At 74.1% G+C, this 22,906-nt stretch carries 22 protein-coding genes and 1 pseudogene; 19 read left to right on the forward strand and 4 right to left on the reverse strand.

The window, feature by feature from the left end:
* Positions 1 to 26: 26 nt before the first annotated feature.
* Positions 27 to 1,250 carry an RNA-guided endonuclease InsQ/TnpB family protein gene (locus ACFV4G_RS10610; RefSeq protein ID WP_380438650.1) on the reverse strand — a complete coding sequence of 408 codons (1,224 nt, stop codon included), beginning with the start codon at positions 1,248 to 1,250 and terminating at the stop codon, positions 27 to 29.
* Positions 1,251 to 1,425: 175 nt separating this feature from the next.
* On the opposite strand from ACFV4G_RS10610, the gene ACFV4G_RS10615 reads away from it, so the two are divergent.
* The 12 genes and pseudogenes from ACFV4G_RS10615 to ACFV4G_RS10670 all read left to right on the forward strand — a co-directional run bounded on the left by ACFV4G_RS10615 (position 1,426) and on the right by ACFV4G_RS10670 (position 12,762).
* Positions 1,426 to 1,905 carry a hypothetical protein gene (locus ACFV4G_RS10615; protein WP_380438652.1) on the forward strand — a complete coding sequence of 160 codons (480 nt, stop codon included), beginning with the start codon at positions 1,426 to 1,428 and terminating at the stop codon, positions 1,903 to 1,905.
* Complete coding sequence (locus tag ACFV4G_RS10620) at positions 1,902 to 2,060, forward strand: DUF6760 family protein (RefSeq protein WP_359971796.1); 159 nt, start codon at positions 1,902 to 1,904, stop codon at positions 2,058 to 2,060. The genes ACFV4G_RS10615 and ACFV4G_RS10620 overlap by 4 nt, the downstream gene beginning before the upstream one ends.
* Before the next feature lie 2,476 nt (positions 2,061 to 4,536).
* Entirely contained in the window at positions 4,537 to 5,088 is a 552-nt protein-coding gene (locus ACFV4G_RS10625; protein ID WP_380438654.1) for a hypothetical protein, read from the forward strand.
* Positions 5,089 to 5,140: 52 nt separating this feature from the next.
* Positions 5,141 to 5,566 carry a phage tail protein gene (locus ACFV4G_RS10630; RefSeq protein WP_380438656.1) on the forward strand — a complete coding sequence of 142 codons (426 nt, stop codon included), beginning with the start codon at positions 5,141 to 5,143 and terminating at the stop codon, positions 5,564 to 5,566.
* 43 nt (positions 5,567 to 5,609) lie between these two features.
* Positions 5,610 to 6,332 (forward strand): LysM peptidoglycan-binding domain-containing protein, encoded by a 723-nt coding sequence (locus ACFV4G_RS10635; protein ID WP_380438658.1) that lies wholly within the window; start codon positions 5,610 to 5,612, stop codon positions 6,330 to 6,332.
* Positions 6,329 to 8,107: a VgrG-related protein gene (locus ACFV4G_RS10640; RefSeq protein ID WP_380438660.1), complete on the forward strand. Its 1,779-nt coding sequence runs from the start codon at positions 6,329 to 6,331 to the stop codon at positions 8,105 to 8,107. The genes ACFV4G_RS10635 and ACFV4G_RS10640 overlap by 4 nt, the downstream gene beginning before the upstream one ends.
* A 66-nt stretch (positions 8,108 to 8,173) precedes the next feature.
* Positions 8,174 to 8,485 (forward strand): PAAR domain-containing protein, encoded by a 312-nt coding sequence (locus tag ACFV4G_RS10645; RefSeq protein WP_380438662.1) that lies wholly within the window; start codon positions 8,174 to 8,176, stop codon positions 8,483 to 8,485.
* The gene (locus ACFV4G_RS10650) at positions 8,482 to 8,904 is read left to right on the forward strand and encodes a GPW/gp25 family protein (protein WP_380438664.1); all 423 of its coding nucleotides are present in this window, start codon (positions 8,482 to 8,484) and stop codon (positions 8,902 to 8,904) included. Before ACFV4G_RS10645 ends, ACFV4G_RS10650 begins: the two co-directional genes overlap by 4 nt.
* Positions 8,904 to 10,865, forward strand: coding sequence for a putative baseplate assembly protein (locus ACFV4G_RS10655; RefSeq protein WP_380438666.1), 1,962 nt, complete (start codon positions 8,904 to 8,906; stop codon positions 10,863 to 10,865). The genes ACFV4G_RS10650 and ACFV4G_RS10655 overlap by 1 nt, the downstream gene beginning before the upstream one ends.
* Before the next feature lie 73 nt (positions 10,866 to 10,938).
* Positions 10,939 to 11,511 (forward strand): phage tail protein I, encoded by a 573-nt coding sequence (locus ACFV4G_RS10660; RefSeq protein ID WP_380438668.1) that lies wholly within the window; start codon positions 10,939 to 10,941, stop codon positions 11,509 to 11,511.
* 3 nt (positions 11,512 to 11,514) lie between these two features.
* Positions 11,515 to 11,580 (forward strand): annotated as a pseudogene (locus ACFV4G_RS10665) (zinc-ribbon domain-containing protein); the annotation flags it as partial.
* Between the two features lie 204 nt (positions 11,581 to 11,784).
* Positions 11,785 to 12,762, forward strand: coding sequence for an NADase-type glycan-binding domain-containing protein (locus ACFV4G_RS10670; protein WP_380438786.1), 978 nt, complete (start codon positions 11,785 to 11,787; stop codon positions 12,760 to 12,762).
* A 14-nt stretch (positions 12,763 to 12,776) separates the two neighbouring features.
* Here ACFV4G_RS10670 and ACFV4G_RS10675 read toward each other — a convergent pair whose 3' ends face one another.
* Positions 12,777 to 13,571 (reverse strand): GNAT family N-acetyltransferase, encoded by a 795-nt coding sequence (locus tag ACFV4G_RS10675; protein WP_380438670.1) that lies wholly within the window; start codon positions 13,569 to 13,571, stop codon positions 12,777 to 12,779.
* Between the two features lie 184 nt (positions 13,572 to 13,755).
* Here ACFV4G_RS10675 and ACFV4G_RS10680 point away from each other — a divergent pair, with 184 nt between their 5' ends.
* The 3 genes from ACFV4G_RS10680 to ACFV4G_RS10690 all read left to right on the forward strand — a co-directional run bounded on the left by ACFV4G_RS10680 (position 13,756) and on the right by ACFV4G_RS10690 (position 16,362).
* Positions 13,756 to 14,433, forward strand: coding sequence for a TOPRIM nucleotidyl transferase/hydrolase domain-containing protein (locus ACFV4G_RS10680; protein ID WP_380438672.1), 678 nt, complete (start codon positions 13,756 to 13,758; stop codon positions 14,431 to 14,433).
* A 124-nt stretch (positions 14,434 to 14,557) separates the two neighbouring features.
* Complete coding sequence (locus tag ACFV4G_RS10685) at positions 14,558 to 15,847, forward strand: HEAT repeat domain-containing protein (protein WP_380438674.1); 1,290 nt, start codon at positions 14,558 to 14,560, stop codon at positions 15,845 to 15,847.
* The gene (locus ACFV4G_RS10690) at positions 15,844 to 16,362 is read left to right on the forward strand and encodes a ferredoxin (RefSeq protein WP_380438676.1); all 519 of its coding nucleotides are present in this window, start codon (positions 15,844 to 15,846) and stop codon (positions 16,360 to 16,362) included. The genes ACFV4G_RS10685 and ACFV4G_RS10690 overlap by 4 nt, the downstream gene beginning before the upstream one ends.
* 15 nt (positions 16,363 to 16,377) lie before the next feature.
* Here ACFV4G_RS10690 and ACFV4G_RS10695 read toward each other — a convergent pair whose 3' ends face one another.
* Complete coding sequence (locus tag ACFV4G_RS10695; protein ID WP_380438788.1) at positions 16,378 to 17,193, reverse strand: SDR family NAD(P)-dependent oxidoreductase; 816 nt, start codon at positions 17,191 to 17,193, stop codon at positions 16,378 to 16,380.
* Between the two features lie 14 nt (positions 17,194 to 17,207).
* Entirely contained in the window at positions 17,208 to 17,630 is a 423-nt protein-coding gene (locus tag ACFV4G_RS10700; RefSeq protein WP_380438678.1) for a VOC family protein, read from the reverse strand.
* Between the two features lie 45 nt (positions 17,631 to 17,675).
* Between ACFV4G_RS10700 and ACFV4G_RS10705 the strand changes: the two genes are divergently transcribed.
* The 4 genes from ACFV4G_RS10705 (at position 17,676) to ACFV4G_RS10720 (ending at position 22,536) form a co-directional block, all read left to right on the forward strand.
* Entirely contained in the window at positions 17,676 to 18,380 is a 705-nt protein-coding gene (locus tag ACFV4G_RS10705) for a GntR family transcriptional regulator (protein WP_380438680.1), read from the forward strand.
* 50 nt (positions 18,381 to 18,430) lie between these two features.
* A complete protein-coding gene (locus ACFV4G_RS10710; protein WP_380438682.1) occupies positions 18,431 to 18,850 on the forward strand; it encodes a nuclear transport factor 2 family protein in 420 nt (139 codons plus the stop codon).
* A gap of 526 nt (positions 18,851 to 19,376) precedes the next feature.
* Positions 19,377 to 20,795: an APC family permease gene (locus ACFV4G_RS10715; protein WP_380438684.1), complete on the forward strand. Its 1,419-nt coding sequence runs from the start codon at positions 19,377 to 19,379 to the stop codon at positions 20,793 to 20,795.
* A gap of 103 nt (positions 20,796 to 20,898) precedes the next feature.
* A complete protein-coding gene (locus tag ACFV4G_RS10720) occupies positions 20,899 to 22,536 on the forward strand; it encodes an amidohydrolase (RefSeq protein ID WP_380438686.1) in 1,638 nt (545 codons plus the stop codon).
* The last annotated feature ends 370 nt before the right edge of the window (positions 22,537 to 22,906 follow it).

The raw sequence follows: 22,906 nt of genomic DNA on the forward strand, positions 1-22,906 counted from the left end.
CCCACGGAGGGAGGGGGATTCCTGGCTCACGCTGCCCGATCGTCCTGCGGACGTTCAGGTCTTCCGCGATCAACACCAGCCGGGTTCAGACCAGCCCGGACGAGCATCACGCGGGCGGAGTTCTTGTCGCGAGGCGACACGACTCCGCACGCGGTGCACGAGTAGATCCTCTCAGAGAGGGGGAGGCGGTGTTTGGCTCTCACACCGCAGTGCGCGCAGTCCATCGTGGTGTGCGCAGGGTTGACCAGATGAACGGTCCGTCCGTGCTTCCGCGCCATCTCGACCAACGCCGCCTTCGTGGCGCCGATCACGGCGTCGGCCGCCTTGTTGGCCATGGTGGTCTTGGCAAGGAACTTCGGCCGGAAGTCCTCCACCGCGATCGCGTCATGGTCGCGTACAACCGACTTGGCCCACTTTCGGGCCGTGTCCTGCCGCTGGTTCGCGATCTTCTTGTGGACCTTGGCGGCCTGTCGTTGGGCCTTTCGGTAGCCTTTCGTCTGTGCCTTCCCCTTCGGCTGCCGTCTCCGGGCCATCTGCCGCTGGTAGTGCGCGAGTTTCCGCGCGGCGCTTTTCCCGTACTGAGGATGGGGAAGGTCGTGGGCAGCGCTGGTCGTGGTTGCGATCTCCTTGACGCCCCAGTCGATTCCGATGGCGCGGCCGATGGCGGGCAGCGGCTCGGGCTGGGTGAGGACGACGAAGGAAGCCCACCAATGCCCGACAGCGTCACGGTGGATCCGCACACTGGATGGGTCGGAAGGCAGCTCGCGGGACCAGACCACGGTCAGCACGATGCCGCCGGCCAGGTGCAGCCGGCCGTCCTTGATCCGGAATCCGCGTCGAGTGTAGTTGAGCGACGCGAGCGCCTCGCGCTTGCGTTTCGGCTTCGGCAACCCGGCGCGCTGACGCATCGGCAGCATCGCCTTAATGTCCTTCATCGCCTTGGCTCTCGACTTGCCGAAATCCCGGATGACCTGCTGCTGCGGTACCGACGCCCCGTCACGCAGCCACGCCATCGCGACGCGCGCCTCGGTCAGGAGCTTGTCCAGGTCCGCCGGCCCGCAGGTGCGCCTGCTCTCAGAGTCGGCCCGGTTGTGTAGGTGGATCTTGCGAGACGTGTGGACGCATTCGTTCCAGACCCAACGGCACCGGCCCCACTCCGCTTCCAGCAGGGCGGACGCGGAGGACGACACGCGAAGCCGGTAGGTGTACCGGGCGTATCCGGGACCTTCGATCATCGCCACTGTCGTCATGATCCGCAACCTAACAGCACCCACTGACAATGAATGAAAGAGAGCGCAGGCCAGAACAGATGCGCAGAGAAACCCGCCGCTGCGCGGCTCTGAATCATGAACCTTCCCCATTTCTCCGGGCGGAGGGCCCCCCAGCTCTCCCGGCTGGCACCGGGAGCATCCAGGGAGAGATTTGGTGAGGCGGAAGATCGGTCTGGACGAACTGCTGGAACGGGCGCCCGCCGCCCAGCAGAACAGCGAGCCGCAGCAGCAGGCCCCGGGACCGGCCGGTCCGCGGGCGCGGGCGCCGCACACCGAGTTCGAGTTCGAGCTGCCGCTCGGGTACGTCGACGACGAGGGCACCGTCCACCGGTACGGCGCCATGCGCCGGGCCACCGCCCGCGACGAACTGATGCCGCAGATCGACCTGCGGGTCAAGGAGAACCCGGCCTACCTGAGCGTCGTGCTGCTCAGCCACGTCATCACGCGGCTGGGCGACATCACCGACGTGCACGCCGGCGTCGTCGAGCGGATGTACGCCACCGACGTGGCGTTCCTCCAGGACCTCTACCACCGCGTCAACAGCGAGGGCCACACCCGCGCCGCCGTGACCTGCCCGCACTGCGACGGCGCCTTCGAAGTCGACCTCGCCGGTGGGCGCCTGGGGGAATCGTGACGTACGCGCCTGCTCGGCTGCACGAGGAGATCGCGTACATCGCCTACCACTTCCACTGGCAGCGCGAGGACATCCTCGACCTGACCCACCACGAGCGCCGGCAGTGGGTGCGCGAGATCGCGCGGCTCAACACCCGGATCAGCGAGGGTGGGTGAGCGGCGGATGGGGCTGCGGGACTGGCTCGGCCGGCGGCGGGGCGAAGATGCCGTAGGGGGCGCGGAGGTCGTCGTCCCCGCTGGTGGTGGTGTCGAGCGGCGGCGTCCGGCGTCGGGGGACGGGGGATGGCGCGAGGTGGCGCCGTTGGTCCCGACCCTGGACGGCGTGGCGCGTGGCGTCAGTGACGGTCTGAACTTCCGTTCCAGGCTCGCCGCTTGGCAGGATCCCTCGCTGTCCGGGCCGCTCGGGCACGCCGTCCTGCCGGGCGCTCCCGTGGGGATCCTGCGAGCGGTGGCGGTACCGGGCTCCCCCTCGACGGTCGAGGGCGGGGACGCGCTCGTGCTGCCGGACGTGTGGGGCGACGGTGGGGCGGCGGAGCCGGGGCAGCCGGGGGAGGTCCGGCCGGTTCAGCGTGCTGTCGCGGTGCGGAGGCTTCGCGTGCGGGCGGTGCAGCGCGCGGCACGGGCGGGTGTGCCGCAGCGGCCGGCCGTTCCGGAGGGCGCTGACGTTGGTGGCATGTCGACGGCCGGTGCGCCCGCGCCGGATGCGGGTGCTGCGCCCGAGCGTGGGAACGATGAGGTGCGCTCGGTCGGCGGTGCGGTGCGGCTGCGTCCCGTCGGTGAAGCGCTGACGGTGGCGCGGCGTCCCCGTGGCCTGTCGGTGCGGCCCGTTGCGGTCGTGCGGGGTTCGGACAGGACGCCGGAAACCGTTGTCGAGCCGTCAAGCCAGGGTGTGGGCGGATCGCGACCCGTGGCGGCTGTGGACGGCGAGACTACTCCTCGCCCCGCGCCGGCGCCGGAAGGGCAGGCCGAACGGCCGGTCCAGCGTGCCGCCGTCGCGCCGGGCGAGGGTGGGGCTGCCCGCCCGGTTCTCGGCGAGCCCATGGCGGCGCTGCCCGCGAGTGCCGCACCCTTGGCCCCTGCCGCTCCGCAGGCTGCATCGGGTGTGCCGGCCATGCCCGTGGTCCCCGCCGATACGGCAGGCCCTGTGGCGGGCGCACCCGCCGAGGCGTCTGATCGGGGCAACCCGGGGCCGTCCCGCCCTCACCGTGGGTCCGTCGGTGCTGCGCCCGTGCAGCGTGCGTCGTCCGAGGCGCCGGCCGGGCGGTCCCGGCCCGCTGATGCGCCTGCCCGGGGCGGTCGGGCGACTTCTGGTGCGCAGCGTGGGTCTGCCAGTGACGCGCCTGTGCAGCGTGTGCCGTCCGGGGCGCCTGATCGGGGCGACCCGGCGCCGTCTCCGTCTCGGCGTGGGTCCGTCGGTGAGGTGTCCGTGCAGCGTGTGCCGTCCGGGGCGCCTGATCGGGGCGGCCCGGCGCCGTCTCCGACTCCGCGTGATTCCACCAGCGACGCGCCCGTGCAGCGTGTGCCGGCCGAGGCGCCGACAGGACGGACGCGGCGCGACGGCACCTCCGTCCGTACGCGTGGGGGCCTGGGTGCGCCCCTCGACGCCTTGCCGCCGACGGCGGCTGGGGCCGGTGGGCGACGGGCTGCCGGGCGGGAGAGCGGGACAGCGGACGTGCAGGGCACGCCGCCCGGCGGCACCGCTCCGCTGCTCGGCGAGCGACGGCCGGTTCGGCGGGTCATGGGTGCCGGTGCGGGGACGGCACGGGAACCGGGCACGTCGGCGAATGGCGAAGGGATGCCCGTTCAGCGCGCCGTCGACGGCGCGCAGGGGGCAACAGGACTCCCTGGTGGGAGTGTTGGCGAACGAGGGGAAGGCCGCGACGGTCGGCCTGCGGGTGGGGCGACCGCGTTGCCGAGGAAGGCATCTGTGCCCCGGCCCGGTGGTGCGGCTCCCGTCGTGGTTCCGGTGCGTCCGGTCGGCGGCCGTCGTGCTGCACAGCGGTACGCCGAACTCACCGTCCCCAGGCGAGGGTTGCTCAGCGTTCACCGCATGACCACCGCCCTCGCCGGGTCGTCGGTGACGGCTGGCGGCAGCACTCCCGCCGCTGCCGTCGCAACGCCCGCCCCGCCAGTGGTTCCGGCGACCTGGCCCCATGCGCTCAAGGCGCGGGCCGAGGGCCGGGCGGCGGATTTCGCGGACGGCGGGACCAATCGACCCTCCTCGCAGACGAGTTCGGTGAGGCGAGGTGACGCGGCGGCCGTGCAGCGCTCGCGGTTGCGAGGTTCGTCGGGGGAGGACAGAGAGGAACGCGTGCCGGTCGGTCGCCCTTTGCCCTGGGAGCGTTCGGCCTCGGCCGGGGCTCCCGGCGAAACGGCGATGCCGGGCGGCCGGAGGGCCGCGGATGGCGCGGCCGCTCCGGGCCGGCCGTTAGGTGGGCGCGGGGTCGTCGCGACGGTTCAACGTCTGCGCTCCCGGGGTTCGTCGAGGTCGAGCGCCACTGATCGCCCGCTGCCGCAACGGAGTTCGGACGTGTCCGGCGGCAAGACTGCTGTGCAACGATCGGGCTCCGCGCGCTCGCCGGAGCACGGTGACGATCGGCCGGCGCCACCGGGGAGTTCGACGCTTCCCGTTGTGGCTCCCGTCGCAGGCACACCTGCGGCGCTGCCGCCGAGCACCGCCACGAACACCCGCGAACCCGCCCCCGCACCGCGTCCGACGCCAACCGGCTCCGGTCCGTCGTCCGCCGCGGTGACCGGCCGGCGCCTCCCGCTGGTCCGGCCCGCGCCCGTCGCGGCCCCGGCGCTCCAGCGGTTGCCCTCGATCGCCCGGATCCCGCAGCCGTCCCCGGCGCAGCCGCCCGCAGCGCCGCCTCCGCCCGTCGTACAGCGCACCCTGTCGGCCGCGCCTCCGTCGCCCGTCTCGGCGCAAGCGCTCCAACGGGTGGCCGCGCAGGCGGGTCTGTCCGGGGTGCCGCTGACCGCCGTGCCGGCGCGGAAGCCGACCACCGCCCAGGCGCCTGCACCCCCGTCGTCCCAAGCGGCCCCACCCGAGACGACCACCTCGGGCACCGCCGAGCTCGACGACCTGGCCCGGCGCCTCGTCGAACCGGTGGGCCGCCTGCTGCGCACCGAGCTGCGCAGGGGCAGGGAGCGCGCCGGGAGGACGTACGACATGCGCCGCTGAGCGGGGACGGCAGCAGGAAGCAGACCGCCGGAAGCAAACAGGGAACGGACCGATGACCGACAACATCTTCGCGAGCAGCGTGTTCTTCAGCCTGACCATCGGCGGCAACGACCTGGGCGACTTCGCCACCTGCTCGGGGCTCGGCGCGCAGGTGGAGATCGAGCAGTACGCGGAGGGCGGCAACAACGGGTTCGCGTGGCAGCTGCCGGGCCGGATCACCTGGTCGAACATCACGCTGACCCGCGCGGTCACCGCGGACACCGCGAAGATCGCGCGCTGGCTGGGGGAGATCGTCCGGAGGGTCGAGCCGAAGGACGGCGAGATCGTGGCGCTGCGGCCGGACCTGAGCCGGATCGTGGGCTGGCAGGTGCTCGGGATCGTCCCGGTGCGGTGGGAGGGTCCGTCCTTCGACCCTTCCAACTCGCAGGCCGCGATGGAGACCCTGGAGATCGCCCACGCGGGCCTGCGCCCGTCCTGACACGCGGCCCGAACCCGTCCCGTCCACCAGAGGAGCAGCAAGGATGTCCCCCGCGGTCCCCGCGAGCGTCACCCGGGCCCAACTGACCATCATGGAGCCCCCGTCCGCGGTCGGCGCCCAGCCCGGAGGGGCGATCGCGCGGCTTCCGCTGCAGTTCAACCCGGCGACCCTGGTGCTGCGCAAGACGACGGAGTGGCGGCGCACGCCGTCCCGGATGGCGGGCCAGTCGGCGCTGCCGGAGTTCGTCGGCAGCGGGCCGCGGTCGCTCTCCCTCGACGTGTTCCTCGACTCGACGGCGACGCACGACAACTCGGTGGAACGGGCGGTGGAGCAGCTGATGACGGCGTGCGTGCCCACCCCGACGAGCCTGGCGCGCAAGACGCCGGCCAGCCCGTGGATCCGGCTGGACTGGGGCACGTTGAAGACGACCTCGTTCAACGGGGTGCTGACCGGCCTCTCCGTCACCTACACGCTCTTCGACGTCGACGGCAATCCGCTGCGCGCGGTCTGCTCGCTCACGATCGACGAGGCCAGCGTCGACCCGGCCGGCCAGAACCCGACCTCGGGCTCGCCGGAGGCTCGCAGCACCCACCGGGTGATCGCGGGCGACACGCTGCCGCTGCTCGCCTGGCGCGCCTACGGGGACGCGACGGCCTGGCGCACGATCGCGGAGGCCAACGACATCGACGATCCGCTGGTCCTCGTCCCCGGCGCGGAGCTGATCGTGCCGGGGATCGACGAACTCACCCGGGGAGGGCGCGCGTGACGACCCCCGAGGCCCGGGGCGGCCGCCCGTTCGCCGCGGATCCCGTCGTCGAGGCGCCGGGGCCGCTGCCGCCGGCGTGGGCGGCGCAGCTGGTGTCCTGCGACATCGAGGAGAGCGTCGGCCTGCCCGACACCGCCGTCCTGACCTTCCGGGACGCCGACCACACGTTCCTCACCGCGACCGGGATCACCATCGGCACGAAGGTGCGGGTGTCGGTGGTCACCGTGCAGGGGCACACCCAGGTGCGGCTGTTCACCGGCGAGGTGACGGCGCTGGAGCTGGAGGTGGACACCACCGGCTCGTACACCGTGGTGCGGGCGTCGGCGGTCACGCACCGGCTGATGCGCGGGCGCCGGGTGAAGGCGTTCCGGAACATGACGACCGCGGACATCGTCCGCGAGGTCGCCGCGGGCGCGGGCCTGACCTGCGGGCGGGTGGACTCCTTCCCGGTCGTCCACCAGCAGCTCTCCCAGGCGAACGTCCCGGACTGGGAGTTCCTCCAGTTCCTGGCGCTGGAGAGCGGCGCGCAGGTGCGGGCTGATGACGACGGGCGGCTGGAGTTCGTCAAGCCCGAGCCCGCGTCCGGCGCGCCGGCGCCCTCCACGCCGGCGCCGCAGAGCCCGCTGGTCCTGGAGTACGGCCGCAACCTGCTGGAGCTGCGCGGCGTGCTGACGGGTGGCGCGGGGGCGGACACCGTCGAGGCGCGCGGCTGGAACGTGACGACCAAGAGCGCACTGGTGGCCGCCGAGCCGTCGGTGACCTCCCTGACGGTGCAGCCGGGCCTGAGTCCCTCGGTGGCCGCGTCCGCCTTCGCGGGCCCGGCCCGGCTGACCGTCGCCGACACCCCGTACCGCACCCAGGCGGAGACGACGGCCGCGGCGCGCTCGCTGGCGGCCTCGGTGGCCGCCGGCTTCGGCGAGCTGGAGGCGGTCGTCGAGGGCAATCCGCGGCTGCGGGCGGGCACCGCGGTCGCCCTGGGGAACGTCGGCGCCGCCTTCTCCGGCCGCTACACCGCCACCGGGGTGCGCCACCTCGTCGAACCGTTCCGCGGCTACCGGACCACCGTCGTCGTCAGCGCGTCGCCCGACCGCTCCCTGGCCGGGCTGGCCACCGGCGGCAACGCGCCGCCGCGCGGGCCGCGGATGCCGGGCCTGGCCGTCGCGGTGGTCACCGACGTCCGCGAGCCGGGCGACGGGCGGCGCGGCTGGGTGAAGCTGAAGTTCCCCTGGCTGGACGACAGTTACGTGTCCGACTGGGTGCGCACCGTGCAGTGGGGAGGCCACGGGGGCGGCGGCGTGGTGAGTCCCGAGGTCAACGACGAGGTGCTGGTCGGCTTCGAACAGGGCGACCTGGACAGCCCCTACGTGCTCGGCGGGCTCTACAACGGCGTGGACCGGCCCTCGCCGCACGACGTGCCGCTCGTCGACGCCGCCGCCGGGACGGTCAACCGCCGCTCCGTCGTGTCCCGTTCGGGCCACCGCCTGGAGCTGCTGGACGTGCCGGGCGGCACGTCGGGGGTCCGACTGGCGAGCGGGGACGGGAAGCTGGAGGTCAAGCTGGACCAGCAGAACGGCGAGATCGTGCTCACCGTCCACGGCGTGGGCGGCGCGGGGGGAAGCACGGTCCGCCTCTCGTCCTCCGGCATCACCCTCGACGCTGGCACCGGAGAGGTGAACGTGCGCGGCGGATCGGTGACCGTCCGCGGGACGACGGCCGTCACGGTGGACGGCGGGGCCGAAGCGGTCCTCAAGGGGGCGTTCGTGCACATCAATTGACGGAACGTCATGGTCAGGAACAGGCCCGCCGGATCCCGTCGGGCACCCTCGGATTGGAGACCGCACATGCCCCCCGCAGCCCGGACCGGCGACCCCACCGATCACGGCGGCGTCCTCGCCACCCCGCCGCCGGGCGCCATCGCCGTGGAGACCGTGCTGATCGGCGGCCGGCCCGCCGCCGTGGTCGGCAGCCTGCACGCCTGCGTCCCGCACGTGGAGATGGGCCCGGCCAACGTCGTCGAGCCCCAACTCGGCACGGTGACCAGGGGAGTGGTCCTCATCGGCGGCCTGCCCGCGGCCCGCATGGGCGACAAGACGACCTGCGGCGCCGCCGTCATCGCCGGCGCGTTCAACGTCCTGATCGGAGGCGTCGCATGACCGGCAACTTCATCGGCCGGGGCTGGGCCTTCCCGCTGCGCGTGAACGCCACCGGCGGCATCGGCATGGTCGACCGCGACCGGGAGCTCGCCGAGGCGATCCGGCTGATCCTCGGCACCGCCCCCGGCGAGCGGCTGATGCGCCCGGAATTCGGCTGCGGCATCCACGAGTACGTGTTCGCCCCCGGCGACAGCACCACCGCCGGACGGATCGCCCGCGAGGTGCGCATCGCCCTCGAACGCTGGGAACCGCGGATCGAGGTCGACGACGTCGCGATCGCCTTCGACAGCGTCGACGAGGGCACGCTCTACATCGACGTCCACTACACCGTGCGCGCCACCAACGACCGCCGCAACCTCGTCTTCCCCTTCTACACCATCCCGGAGTCACCCACGTCCGCCGACGGGAGCGTGCGCTGATGGCCCTGCCCTCCCCGAACCTGGACGACCGCCGCTTCCAGCAACTCGTCGACGAGGCCAAGCGGTACGTCCAGCAGCGCGCCCCCGAGTGGACCGACCACAACGTCTCCGACCCCGGCGTCACCCTCATCGAGACCTTCGCCTATCTCGTCGACCACCTGCTCTACCGGCTCAACCGGGTGCCCGAGAAGAACTACTCCGCCTTCCTCGACCTGCTCGGCATCCGGCTCTTCCCGCCCGCGGCCGCCCGCGCCGACGTCGACTTCTGGCTCTCCGCCGCGCAGCCCGAGACGGTGCTCCTGCGGGCCGGCACCGAGGTCTCCACGCTGCGCACCGAGACCGACGAGGCCGTGGTCTTCTCCACCGCCGAGGACCTCCCGATCGTCCCCAGCGCGCTGGAGCGCCTGGTCACCCTCTCCGCCTCCGGGGAACAGTCCGACGCCACGGACCGGCTGGCCGACGGGACGGACGTGCCGTGCTTCCAGCCGCGCCCCGAGGTCGGCGACGCGATGCTCTTCGCGCTGCCCGCCGTCGTGCCCCGCTGCATCCTGGTCGTCCGGCTCGACAGCCGGGTGGAGGGCGTCGGCGTCGACCCGCGCCAGCCGCCGCTGGCCTGGGAGGTGTGGGACGGCGCGCGCTGGAGCGCCTGCGAGACCGGCACCGACACCACCGGCGGCCTCAACCGGCCCGGCGAGGTGGTGGTGTTCGTGCCCGCCGGACACACCGCGTCGGTCGTCGCCGGGCGCCGGGCCGCGTGGCTGCGCTGCCGCGTCACCGAGCCCCGGCCCGGCCAGCCGTTCTACTCGGAGTCGCCGACCGTCCGCCGGGCCGAGGTGTTCACCGTCGGCGGCACCGCGACCGCCGTCCACGCCCAGACCGTCACCGGCGCGTCGCTCGGCACCTCCGAGGGCGTCGCCGGCCAGCACTTCCGGCTCGCCCGGCCGCCGGTCCTGCTCGACGGCGAACCGCCCGTCGTCGAGGCCTCGGCCGGCGACGGCTGGCAGCGCTGGACGGTCGTCGAGCACTTCGGCGACTCCGCACCGGCCGACCGGCACGTGGTGCTCGACGCGACCACCGGCGAGTTCCTCTTCCCGCCCGCCGTCCGGGAATCCGACGGCACCCTCCGCTCCTTCGGCGCGGTGCCGCCCAAGGGCGCCCACCTCCGGGTCCCGCACTACCGCACCGGCGGCGGGACGGCCGGCAACGTCGCCCGCGGCACGATCACCGTGCTGCGCAGCTCCGTCCCGTACATCGCCCGGGTGGACAACCGCGAGGCGGCCAGGGGCGGCGTGGACGGCGAGACCGTCGAGAACGCCAAACTGCGCGCCCCGCACCAGCTGCGGCTCCAGGAACGCGCCGTCACCGCCGGGGACTACGAGCTGATCGCCCGCCAGGCCGCGCCGTCCGCCGCCCGGATCACCTGCGTGCCCGGCGGTGGCGAGGCGGGTGCGGTCCGCGTGCTGGTGGTGCCCGACGCGGTCGCCGACGACGGCGACCGGCTGCGCTTCGAGCAGCTGATCCCCGACGAGCAGGTCCTGGCCGCCGTCGCGTCGGCCCTCGACGAACGGCGGCTGATCGGCACCCGGGTCGCCGTGCAGCCGCCGACCTACCAGGGCGTCACGGTGGTGGCCCGGCTCACGACCCGCTCCGCGGACCCCGACCGCGTCCGCGACGCGGTGCTCGCCACGCTGTACCGGTACCTCAACCCGCTGCGCGGCGGCGCCGACGGCACGGGCTGGCCGTTCGGGCGGGCGGTGCAGTACGGGGAGGTGTTCGCCGTGCTCCAGCGGGTGGCCGCCGTCACGGGCGTGGAGGAGCTGCGGCTCTTCCCCGCCGACCCCATCACCGGCCGCCGGGGCGCGCCCGCCGAGCGGGTCGAGGTACCGGCGGACGCGCTGGTCTTCTCCCACCAGCACCAGGTGGTGGTCACGGCGGTGGCCTCCGACGGCGGTGCGTCATGAGTGAGCGCAGCGAGCTCGTCATCGGAAGGTGCGCACGGGCCGAGGCCCCTGCCGAGCGGAGCGAGGCGGACGCATGACGCGTGCCGCCGTCCCGGGTCTGCCGAGCCCGCACCCCATCGGCGAACTGCTGCCCGCCCTCTTCGCCGACGACGACCTCGCCCAGCGCTTCACGGCCGGCCTGGACACCGTCCTCGCCCCCGTCTTCGCGACGCTGGACAACCTGCCCGCCTACTTCCGGCCCCGCCTCGCGCCGGCCGACTTCCTCGACTGGCTGGCGACCTGGGTCGCGGTGGACGTCGACCCGGCCTGGCCGGACGAGGTGCGCCGCGCGGTGGTCGGGCGCGCGATGGAGCTCCACCGCTGGCGCGGCACCCGGCGCGGGCTCGTCGAGCGGCTGCGGCTGGTGCTGGGCGCCGGCGCCGAGATCACGGACGGCGGCGGCGTCTCCTGGTCGACCGCTCCCGGCGCCGCCCTGCCGCCCGGCGGGGGCGGTGAGGTGCTCGTCCGGGTCTGGCCCCTGAACGGACCGGAACCGGACGCGGAGCAGGTGCTGGCCGTCGTCAGGGCCGGCTGCCCGGTCCACCTGAACTGCCGGGTGGAGATCCTGCCCGGTCCGCCGGGGCTGCCCGGACGAGCGGAGGGCTGACGGATGCCGGTGTGCCCCGAGTGCGGGACGGCCAACGGAGAGGGCGACGACTTCTGCGGCAACTGCGGTGCGTACCTGGGCTGGTCGCGCAGCGCCGCGGCGAAGCCCGCGCCGGCGCCTCTGCCCGCGCCTTCGCCCGTGCCCGTGCCCGTGCCTGCGCCCACGCCCACGTCTGAGCCGGCGAAGGCCGAGTCCGAGCCTTCGCCCGGGCCTGCGCCTGCTGAGCCCGAGACGGCCCGCACCGAATCCACCTGGCGGGCGGTGTCGCGACGGGTGACGCGCGCGAGGAGGGAGCAGCCGCCCGCCCCGCAGGCGGAGGCGCCGCTGCCGGTCCCCGAACCCGTCCCCGCCCCCGAACCGCCGCCGGCCGTCGAACCGAAGCGCGCATCGACGACGGATCCCGCTCCCGCTGTCCCGGCCCCTGCTCCGGCTCCGGCCCCGGCCCCTGTCCCGGCCCCTGCTCCGCAAGCCGACCCGGTCGCCGTCGAGCCCGCCAAACCCCTCCCGGCCCGCCCCGTCGTCCGCCCCTCCGCAGCCGACGAGGTCCCCGACGGCCCGCCCTGCCCCCGCTGCGGCACGCCCAACCTGCCCGACCGCCGCTTCTGCCGCCGCTGCGCCGCACCGCTGACCCCGACCGCGGCCGCACCGAAGCTGCCCTGGTGGCGCACCCGCTGGCCGTTCCGCCGCCGGACGCGGATCGGCGGCTCGGGCAACGCGCTGCGCCGCACCATCGCGCTGCTCGCCCTGGCCGCGCTCGTGATCGCGGCGATCCTGCTGTACCCGGCGGGCCGGCGGGCCTTCGAGGACGTGCGGGACAAGCTCGGCAGCACCGCCGCGATCGCCCCCTCCCGCACCACGGCGAGCGCCGCCGTCGAGGGCCACCCGGCGACGGCCGCCGATGACGGCCTCACCAACACCTACTGGGGAGCACCCGCGGTCGGGGACTCCATCACCTTCGACTTCCGCACCCCGTACCGGCTCGTCGACCTGATCGTCCACACCGGCGGCACCGCGGACCCGCAGCACTTCCAGGAGCAGGCCCGCCCGCTCGTCCTGGCCATGGACGTCACCTCGTCGGACGGCACCGTGCACCGCCGGCAGGTCACGCTCAACGACCAGCCGGGACCGCAGACCGTGGCGACCGGGATCAGCGACGTCACCCAGGTGAGGCTCACCGTCCAGGAGGCCGCCGGCACCGCCCCCGGCCGTCCCATCGCCCTGGCGGAGGTGGAGTTCTTCAAGCGCGCCTGAGCCCCTTCGCCCGCCTATGCCCCGCCGTCGTGCCCGGCCTGGTGGACGTACGGGGTCGTGGTGCTGAGAACCGCGAACCCGAGGCGCTGGAGGATGGGCCGGCTCTGGTCGCTCGCGTCGACCTGGAGGTAGCGGTAGCCGAGGTCGGCGGCGATCCGGGCGCGGTGGGCGACCAGGGCCCGGTAGATGCCCCGGCCCCGCCAGGCGGCGACCGTGCCGCCGCCCCAGAGGCCCGCGAACTCGGTGCCCGGGTACAGCTCCATCCGCGCCGAGCACACCGGCACTTCGCCGGCCATCGCGACCACCGTGCCGACCGTCCCGGGGTTCCGGTCGAGCCGGTCGAGCAGCCGTTGCCGCAGCCGGGCGCTGCTGGTGCCGAACGCCTGCTCGTGTACCTCCGCGACCAGGTCCACCCCGGCGGCGTCGGTCACCTGGCGCAGGTGCACACCGTCGGGCAGCGCGGCATCGGTGGGCAGGTCCGCGATGGCGGCGACCATGACCGCCTCCTCCGGCTCCGGCGTGAACCCGGCGGCCCGCAACCGCCGCCCGAGGTCGGCCGGCCGGTCGTGTGCGTACGCCTTCCACTCGAACTCGAGGCCCCGCGCGGTGAAGTAGCGCACCTGTGCGGCGATCGCCGCGTCCGCGCCGGCCTCGTCGAGGTCCGACCAGAGCACGCCGTTCCAGTCGTGCGGTGCGCCGACCTGCCGGAGGACGCCGCCGTCCCGTTCGATCCGGGCACCGGCGCTGTCGGGCTTCGCCTCACGTCGCAGCCGGCGGTCGAACAGGGCGAGCAGTTCTCCATGATCCATCCGCCCACTCCAGCACGGCGCCGACGGGCGCGCCAACGCTTTTCCGCCGGTCGGTGCCCATCTGCTCCGCTCCGCCCGTTCCGCGGCCTCGTCGCTGATCGGAGGGCTCTCGCTCCGGCACGACGCCGCGTCCGGCGCCGGAAAATCCGCGGTCGTCCGCTGCTCCTTCTGCTTGGATGCGGCCATGAGCGCAGCGGGTCATGGGAGTTCGGCGGGGGACGTGGCGGCGGGCATGACGGCGTTCCGCGACGCGGTCGTCGCGTGGGCGGCCGGTGGGCCGGGTGCGGAACAGGCCCGGGAGCTGGCCGGGCGGTTGTCCGTCCGGGCGGTCGTGCTGCTCGAAGGACCGAGTGATGTCGCCGCCGTCGACGCGCTGGCTGCCGGCCGGGGGCGGGACCTCGCGGGGGAGGGGGTCTGCGTCCTGGCGATGGGCGGGGCGATGAGCGTGGGGCGGTTCGCCGGGCTGCTCGGGCCGGCCGGGCTGGGGCTCCGGCTGACGGGGTTGTGCGACGAGCAGGAGCGCGGCTACTACGACCGCGGCTGGGCGCGGGCCGGTGCCGACCCGCACGACGTCTTCGTGTGCGCGGCGGACCTGGAGGACGAGCTGATCCGCGCGCTGGGTGTGGACGCGGTGCGCGAAGTCGTGCGGGAGCAGGGCGACTCGCGCACCCTGGACGTGTTCCTGCGCCAGCCCGCGCAGCGGAGCCGCACCGCGCAGCAGCAGCTGCGGCGGTTCTTCGGCACGAAGAAGGGGCGCAAGATCCACTACGGCCGCGTCCTCGTCGAGGCCCTCGCGCCGGAGCGCGTGCCCGCCCCGCTCGCCGGGCTGTTCGCCGCCCTCCCGGCGCGCGAAACGTGCTGAGCGCCGGCGGTGTTCGCGCCGCCGCCGGACCGTAGGGCCTGGCGGGACGGCCCCGGCGCCTGGCATGATCGGTGGCCCCGCACCACCCGACGGGTGCGTGCCTTCCCCTGAGAAGCAACGCGACGTGGATGAACGTCTCCGCAGAATCACCGCCAAACTGGCGAGGGTTCCCCGTCTGCCCGGCCGCGCGAAGTCCTTCGGCGAAGAGCGCCACGGCTTCCGCCTCGGCCCGCCGCTGACCGAGGACCGGGTCTCCGCCTTCGAAGCGCAGCACGGCGTCCGGCTCCCTGCGGCGTACCGGCGGTTCCTGACCGAGGTGGGCCACGACGGTGCCGGGCCGCACTACGGGCTGCTGCCGCTCCGGGCCTGGAACCAGGGCGGGTTGAGCGAGTCCGGCGACCTGGCCCGGCCGTTCCCGCTGCGCCCCACGACCGTGCGGGCCGGCCGGGGCTGGTGGGAGCGGCTGGGGAGCCCGAGGCCGCCGTTCGCCGGCACCATGGCCATCACCAGCCAGGGGTGCGGCTACCTGACCGTGCTCGTGGTCACCGGCCCGGCCCGCGGCCGGATCCTCAACATCGACCTCGACCCCCGGCGCGAGTCCTTCTTCAGCCCCGACACCGACTTCCTCGCCTGGTACGAGCGCTGGCTCGACGAGACCGCGGACGGACTGGACACCCACGGCTTCGAACTGTCCCTCCCCGGCACCGAGCCGACGCTCGCGGACACCCTCGCCGATTCCCCGGACCCCGACCTGCGCGCGGCCGCCGCCAGGACCCTCCGGCGACGCCCGCACCTCACCCCCGCGACCAGAGCCGTCCTGCGCGCGGCGGCCACCGCGGACCCGGAACCCGGGGTCCGCGCGACCGCGATCAGAGCCCTGAACGTCGCGCTCCCGGACGAGGAACTCCCGGTACTCCAGCGGGCTCTGACCGATTCGGCTGCGGCCGTCCGTGAAACCGCCGTCCGCGCCCTGGCCGGACGGGGGACCTCCTGGCACGCCCGGGCCCGCCGACTCCTGCGCGACGAGGACCCGGACGTGCGGAAGACGGCCCTCAAGGCCCTGGAGGAGTCCCAGGTGCTGACCGAGGAGGACGTCCTGCCGCTGCGAGACGACACCGCGCCGTCCGTGCGGGCCGCGGCGATCAGCCACCTCTCCCGCCTCGACGCGCCCAGCGCCCCGGCCGTGGCCCGCGCGGCCCTCGCCGACCCCGATCCGGTCCCGCGCCACGCCGCGGTCGCCATCGGGATCAGGCGGCGGTGGCTGACGGAGCCCGACCTGAGACCGGTCGAGCACGACCCCGACGACCTGATCCGACGGCAGGTCGCCTCGGCACTGCGGCGGATGGCCGCGAGGTCCGCCGGGCCGACCTCCCCGCGAGCAGGTCGGGAGGGTGGCCCTATGCTCGCGCCGTGACCCTGTACTTCGATCCCACGGCGGCCCTCGGCGAGGACCGCGAGGCGTTCCGGGGCCGCTGGGAGGACCGGCTCTGGCTCAACGTCCCCGGGCCCTTCTACGGCGCCGAGACCGACAACTGCTGGACGGGACGCCTCTCCGCGCCCGACCACGTCCTCTACGGGGGCACGTACCTCGCCGAGTACGTCTACCGGCAGCCCCGGACGGCGGCGGAGGCGGCCCGGCTGGTCGAGGCGGCCGAGTGCGATCCGCTCCTCGGGTACGGCTGCGACGGGGACGCGCACTGGACGCCGGACGCGGTCCGCGAGTGGTGGCGCGACCGCGGCCGGATCACGCGGTACCTGTCCGAGCAGGACTGGAATGAGGTCGACTGGGCGGAGCAGGGCATCGCGGACGCGGTCCGGGACTACCGCTCGTACATCGACGGCGGCCTGGCGGGGGACCTGCGGATCTACCTCCACTGGCTGGAGGAGGGCAGGTCCCCCGCGCCCGGTGAACGGCTGCCGGAGCTGTAGCGGCCGCCGGACCGCTCAAAGGCGGAGGTGCGAAGCCCCGTTGAGGTCGAGGACCGTGCCGGAGGCCCACGTCGCCTCCGGGGAGGCGAGGTAGAGGACGGCGGCGGCGACCTCCTCCGGGGTGCCGACCCGGCCGAACGGGCTCTGCTCGCGCAGGGCCCGGCCGGACGGCCCGGTCAGGCGGTCGGCGACGCGGTCGGTGGCGGTGAACCCGGGGGCGACCGACGTGACCGCGATGCCGTGCGGGGCCAGGGCGACCGCGAGGGACTGGCCGAGGGCGTGCAGGGCGGCCTTGCTCGCGCCGTACGCGGGGTGGTCCGGCTCGCCGCGGAAGGCGCCGCGCGAGCCGATCTGGACGATCCGGCCGGGCGCGCCCCGGGCGATCATGCGGCGGGCGACGCAGTAGCCGAGGTTCGCCGCGCCCAGCAGGTTGACGTCGACCATCCGGCGCCAGACCCGCTGCCAGTCCTCGTACGACACCTCCGCCACCGGGTGGGCGTTGGCCGCCGAGGTGGCGACGGCGGCGTTGTTGACCAGGACGTCCACCCCGCCGAGCGCGCGCTCCGCGGTCGCGGCGATCCGCTCGGCCGCGTCCGGGTCGGCGAGGTCGCCGCCGACGACGACGTGCCCCTCGCCGGGCAGGGCGGCCAGCGTCGCCTCGGCCCGGGCGGCGTCCGAGCCGTAGTGGACGGCGACGCGGTCGCCCCGGGCGGCGAAGGCGTGGGCCACCGCCCGGCCGATGCCCCGGGAGGCGCCGGTGACCAGCACGCCCCGCGCCGGGCCGGTGGGGTTCGCCGGGCCTGCTGGGCCGGTGGGGTTCGCCGGGCTCATCGGGCTGGTCGGGCTCATCGGGCGAACATCCGGGACTCGTCGCGGAACGCCTTGAACTCCAGCGCGTTCCCGGCCGGGTCGTGCAGGAACATCGTCCACTGCTCGGCCGGCTGCCCGGCGAAGCGCAGCGTCGGCTCGATGACGAACGCGGTGCCGGCCTCCGTCAGCCGCCCGGCGAGCGCGTGGAACGCGTCGGCGCCCAGCACCAGCCCGAAGTGCGGCACGGGGACGGCGTGGCCGTCCACGGTGCCGTGTCCGGGGGCGTCCGGGCGGGGGCCGGACACGAGGTGCGTCACCAACTGGTGGCCGTGGAGATCCCAGTCGACCCAGTGGCCGGTCGAGCGGCCCTCCGGGAGGCCGAGCACACCGCCGTAGAACGCGCGGGCCCGGGCCAGGTCGTCGACCGGGATGGCGAGATGAAACGCAGGACGGGTCATGCCCCCACCTTGATCCGCGGTATGTCCGGATGTCAACATTCGAACATGACGGATGAACCCCTGCGGAAGGCGGCCCGGCGCGGCCTCGCCGACGAGTGCGCGGACTCGGTGCGCGACGCGATCTTCGACGGGCGCTTCCCGCCCGGCGCCCCGCTGCGGGAGGTCGAACTCGCCGAGTCGCTGGGCGTGAGCCGCGGCGCCGTCCGCGAAGGCCTCGCGCAGCTCCAGCGCGAGGGTCTGATCCGCACGGGCTGGCACCGCCCGACCACCGTCGTCGAGGCGACCGCCGTCGACGTGGAGGAGGTCTACCGCGTCCGCGCCGCCCTCGACCGCCTGGCCGCCGTCACTGCGATGCGGCGCGCGACGCCGCAGCAGCTCGACGCCCTGGACCGGCTCGTCGACGAGATGGCCGCCGAACTCGCCGCCGGAGCCGGCGTGCCGCGCCTGCTGGCCCTCGACATGGCCTTCCACGACCGGATCTACGAGGCCGCCGGCAACCGCCGCCTCACCGAGGCCTGGCAGGCCGTGCGCTCGCAGGTGTTCCTGTTCCAGCTGCAACGGGTGACCCTCGCCCGCGGCCAGTACCGCGCACTGGTCGTCGACGAGCACCGCGAACTCGCCGGGCTGCTCCGGGCGGGCGGCGCGGAGGACGTGCTCGACCGGCTCGCCGCGGAGCACGTGGACGTGGCACGGCGCAGCCTGCTGGCGCTGCTCCCGGAGCCCGCCGAGCGGGGGTGTGAAGTGCCGTGATTCGCCCGCCAACCGGCCTCCGGGCCGGTAACGTCCGTCGCGTATCCCGCATGGCAGTCGCAGCCCCGTCGAGAGGAACCACGGTGTCCCACTCCCCGCAGATCGACGTCGTCCGCCGCTTCTACGACGCCCGGGGCGACCTGGACGTCATCCGCTCCGTCGTCGCCGCGGACGCCCGCTGGGACGTGACGGAGGGCTTCCCCAACGGCGGCGTCCACGAAGGACTCGACCGCATCGTCGGCGACTTCTTCCCCTTCCTCGCCGACTTCAGCGAGTTCCGGTGCATCGGCGACGCCTTCTACGAGGACGGCGACCAGGTCATCGTCCTCGGCCGCTACGTCGGCACCACGACGAAGGGCAATCAGTTCACCTCCCGCTTCGCCCACTTCTTCACCCTCGCCGCCGGCCGCATCACCCACCTCCGCCAGACCTCCGACACCCTCCCCATCGCCCGCGCCCTGGAGAACTGACCCCCTGGCACCCTGTGGGAAGAGCTTCTCGTCGACCAGGAACGCGTTCTGGGCCAGCACCACCCCGACACCGTTGCCACCCGCGAGATCCTCGCCGCCGTCTCGTCGGCAGAGGGGCTTGGCTGGAGACGTCGGGGTGGGACAGCGCGATGATCTCGCGATGTCGAACGTCGCGGATGTGGGTGCCGCCCGAAGCGTGGGTCTCATGCTGAGCGCGATGGGCCGGTTGTAGAAGCGGCCGGGAGACTTCGCCGGCGAGCTCTACGTCGCCCACGCCTTCGGGAACGAGTCCGGGCTGGTGCCGTCCATCCGGAAAGACCCGCCACCCGCCGACCCGCCCTTCGGGCCGGAGAACCTCCGGCAGGCCTCCGGGCGCTTATGACAACAGCATTGACGTGTAAGGGCGCCCCCGGTTTCATGACTCGCACTTCCTCACCCCCACCCCCACGAGCAAGGCGGTGATCCGTTGGTACCGACGCTGAAGGACACGGGCAGCGGTCCGAGAACGGGTGCGAGCCACGGCGCCATGCACAAATCCATCGGCCTGCTGGACGGAGCGGTGATCGCCGCGTCCAGTACGGCCGCCACCAGCAGCATCGGCATCGGCCTGGGCCTGATGGCCGGGGTCGTCGGCCTGCACCTGCCCGCGATCATGCTGCTGGCCTTCCTGCCCGTGCTCGCCATCGCCGGTGGCTACGGGCGGCTGAACGCGGTCGAACCGGACGCCGGCAGCAGCTACCGCTGGGTGGGCCGGACCCTCAGTCCCTGGCTGGGCTTCCTCACCGGCTGGGTGAACACCGTCGGCACGGTGGTCTTCATGGCCTACACCACCACCGTCACCGGCTCGGCGGTCATCCAACTCCTGGACGAAGCGCACCTGCGCGGCATCGCCGGCCTGCGCCTGGACGCCGACTCCACCGTCCAGTGCACCCTGCTCGGCCTCGTCGTCCTGATCGGCGCCGCACTCGTCGCGGTGCGCGGGCTCGACCTCGCCGCCCGGCTGCAGAAGGCGCTACTGGTCTTCGAGTACCTGGTGCTGCTCGGCTTCTGCGGGTACGGGCTGTTCGCGGGTGACCAGCCGTTCTCGCTCCAGTGGTACAACCCGTTCGACATCCCCTCCTTCGGCGCGGTGGCACAGGGCATGGTGCTGGCGGTGTTCTGCTACTGGGGCTTCGAGTCGGTGTTCAGCGTCGGCGAGGAAGTGCGCGATCCGCGCTACGCCTCCCGAGGCGGCTTCCTGGCCCTGGTGGTGATGATGCTGCTCTTCCTGCTGGCCGGCACCGCCTTCCAACGGGTCCTCCCGCTCGGTGAGTTGGCCGACAACGGCGCGCACGGACTGACCTACTTCGGCACCCGGCTCGCCCACCAGCCGCTGGCCGCACTGCCGTTGATCGCGCTGACGTTCTCCGCCGTGGCCTCGCTGCAGTCCTCGGTGATCCCGACCGCGCGCGGGATGTACGCGATGGGCCGCGACGGCGTGCTCGGCCCGGTCTGGACCCGGCTGCACCGCAAGCACGCCACCCCCGCCGCCGGTACCCTGCTGATCACCGGCGTCGCCGTCCTGCTGGCCCTCGCCTCGATCGCCATCCCGACCGTCAACGACCTGATCTCGGCCGCCGTCAACGCGATCGGCGTCATCGTCGCGCTCTACTACGCGCTCACCGCCGTCGCGGCCGCCGTCCGCTTCCGCCACCTGTTGCGCACCGACCCGTTGCAGGGGCTGCGCGCCGTGGTCGGTCCGCTGCTCGGCGCGGCGGCGCTGCTCGCCGTCGGCGGCTACCTGGCCTGGACCTTCTACGACTCCGCCGACCACTTCGAACTCTCCGCCGACAACGGCTGGTTCGAGCTGACCGTCGTGGTGCTGATGGTCGTCACCGGACTCCCGTCGGCGGCTTGGGCCCGCTGGCGGCGCCGCTCACCGTACTTCCAGCGGCCCACGCACTGAGCGATTCCCGCACGACCGACACACCGCACACAGCACGCAGCACACAACGCGCAACGCGCAACGCGCAACACGCAACACGCAACCCGAGAACGGAGCACCACCCATGACCCAGGCCGATCTGGTCTTCACCCGCGGCCCCGTCCACACCGGCGACGCCGCCCGCACCCGGGCGACCGGCCTGGCCGTGACCGGCGAGCGGATCACCGCCGTCGGGCACGACGAGGTCCGCGGATTGATCGGACCGAAGACCGAGGTCGTCGACCTCGCCGGCAAGCTGCTGCTGCCGGGCTTCCAGGATGCCCACGTCCACGCCGTGTACGGCGGCGTCGAGTTGGCCGCCTGCGACCTCACCGGCACGGTCGGCGCGACCGAGTGCCTGGAGCGGATCCGCGCCTACGCCGAGGCCAACCCCGGGCCGGCGTGGATCACCGGCAGCGGCTGGTCGCTGGAGAGCTTCGACGGTGGACGGCCGACCAGGCAGCTGCTCGACTCCGTCGTCCCGGACCGCCCGGTCTTCCTCACCAACCGCGACCACCACGGCGCCTGGGTCAACACCCGGGCCCTCGAACTGGCCGGCCTCACCCGGGACACCCCCGACCCGGCCGACGGCCGGATCGAGCGCGAGGGCGACGGCACGCCCAGCGGCACGCTCCAGGAGGGCGCCACCGCCCTGGTCGCCCGGCTGGTGCCGGCCGCCACCACCGCCGAGCGGGTGGACGGCCTGCTGCGGGCGCAGCGCCTGCTGCACTCGCTCGGCATCACCGGCTGGCAGGACGCCCTGCTCGGCGAGTTCAACGGCCAGCCGGACCCCTCCGACGCCTACCTGGCCGCCGCCCGCTCCGGCGCCCTGACCGCCCGGGTGACCGGTGCGCTCTGGTGGGACCGCGACCGGGGCGCCGAACAGATCCCCGAACTGGTGGCGCGAAGGGCCGAGTTGACCCACGGCCGGTTCCGGGCCGGCTCGGTGAAGATCATGCAGGACGGCATCGCGGAGAACTTCACCGCCGCGATGACCAGCCCCTACCTGGACGGCTGCGGCTGCGCCACCGCCAACTCGGGCCTCAGCTTCGTCGATCCGGCCGCACTGCGCGGGTACGTCACCGAACTCGACGCGCTCGGCTTCCAGGTGCACTTCCACGCCCTCGGCGACCGCGCGGTCCGCGAGGCCCTGGACGCCGTCGAGGCCGCCCGCACCGCCAACGGGTGGCGCGGCACCCGCCACCACCTCGCCCACCTCCAGGTGGTCCACCCGGACGACATCCCCCGCTTCGCCCGGCTCGGCGCGATCGCCAACATCCAGCCGCTGTGGGCCGCCCACGAACCGCAGATGGACGAGCTGACCATCCCCTTCCTCGGCGCCGAACGCGCCGCCTGGCAGTACCCGTTCGGCGCGCTCCAGCGCGCGGGCGCCACGCTGGCGGCGGGCAGCGACTGGCCGGTGAGCAGCCCGGATCCGCTGGCCGGCCTGCACGTGGCGGTCAACCGGATCACGCCGGAGGCCACCGACGGCCGGATCTTCCTGCCCGAGCAGCGCCTCGACCCGGCCTCCGCCCTCGCCGCCTACACGGCCGGAGCCGCCCACGTGAACGGGCACGACGACGCCGGCACCCTGGCCGTCGGACACCTCGCCGACCTGGTCGTCCTCGACCGCGACATCCTGACCGGCCCCGCCGGGGAGATCGCCGACGCCCGGGTGCTGCGGACCTACGTGGGCGGCGAACTCGTCCACGCGGCGGGCTGAACGGGGCCAGTCGAACGGGGCCGGCTGAACGAGGCCGGCCGAACGCGGCGCAGGCTGCCGTCGCCGGGCTGGGGGCGCTCGGCGACGGCGGCCTGCGGTGGGTGCGGGCGCCGGACGGGCCCGAGTGTCGGCCGGCGATGCTCGGGCCGAAGCGATCCGGCGTGCGCAGCCACGGATTGGGCTGCCCGGCGCCGGCGCCGGCACGCGTGAGTGCCCACTGGGCGATACCCATGGTGATCGACCGGGCCGGCTCGGGCGGGAACGGAAGTGGCCTGCGGCGCTCCGGCTCCAGGGCGGTGCGATCGGTCCGGGCTCCGGCCGGCAGGTCGAGCATCAACTCCGCGCTGGAGCGGGCGCCGCCGACGCCGAG

It is taken from the genome of Kitasatospora sp. NPDC059747, from assembly GCF_042732955.1.
Taxonomy (GTDB): Bacteria; Actinomycetota; Actinomycetes; order Streptomycetales; family Streptomycetaceae; genus Kitasatospora.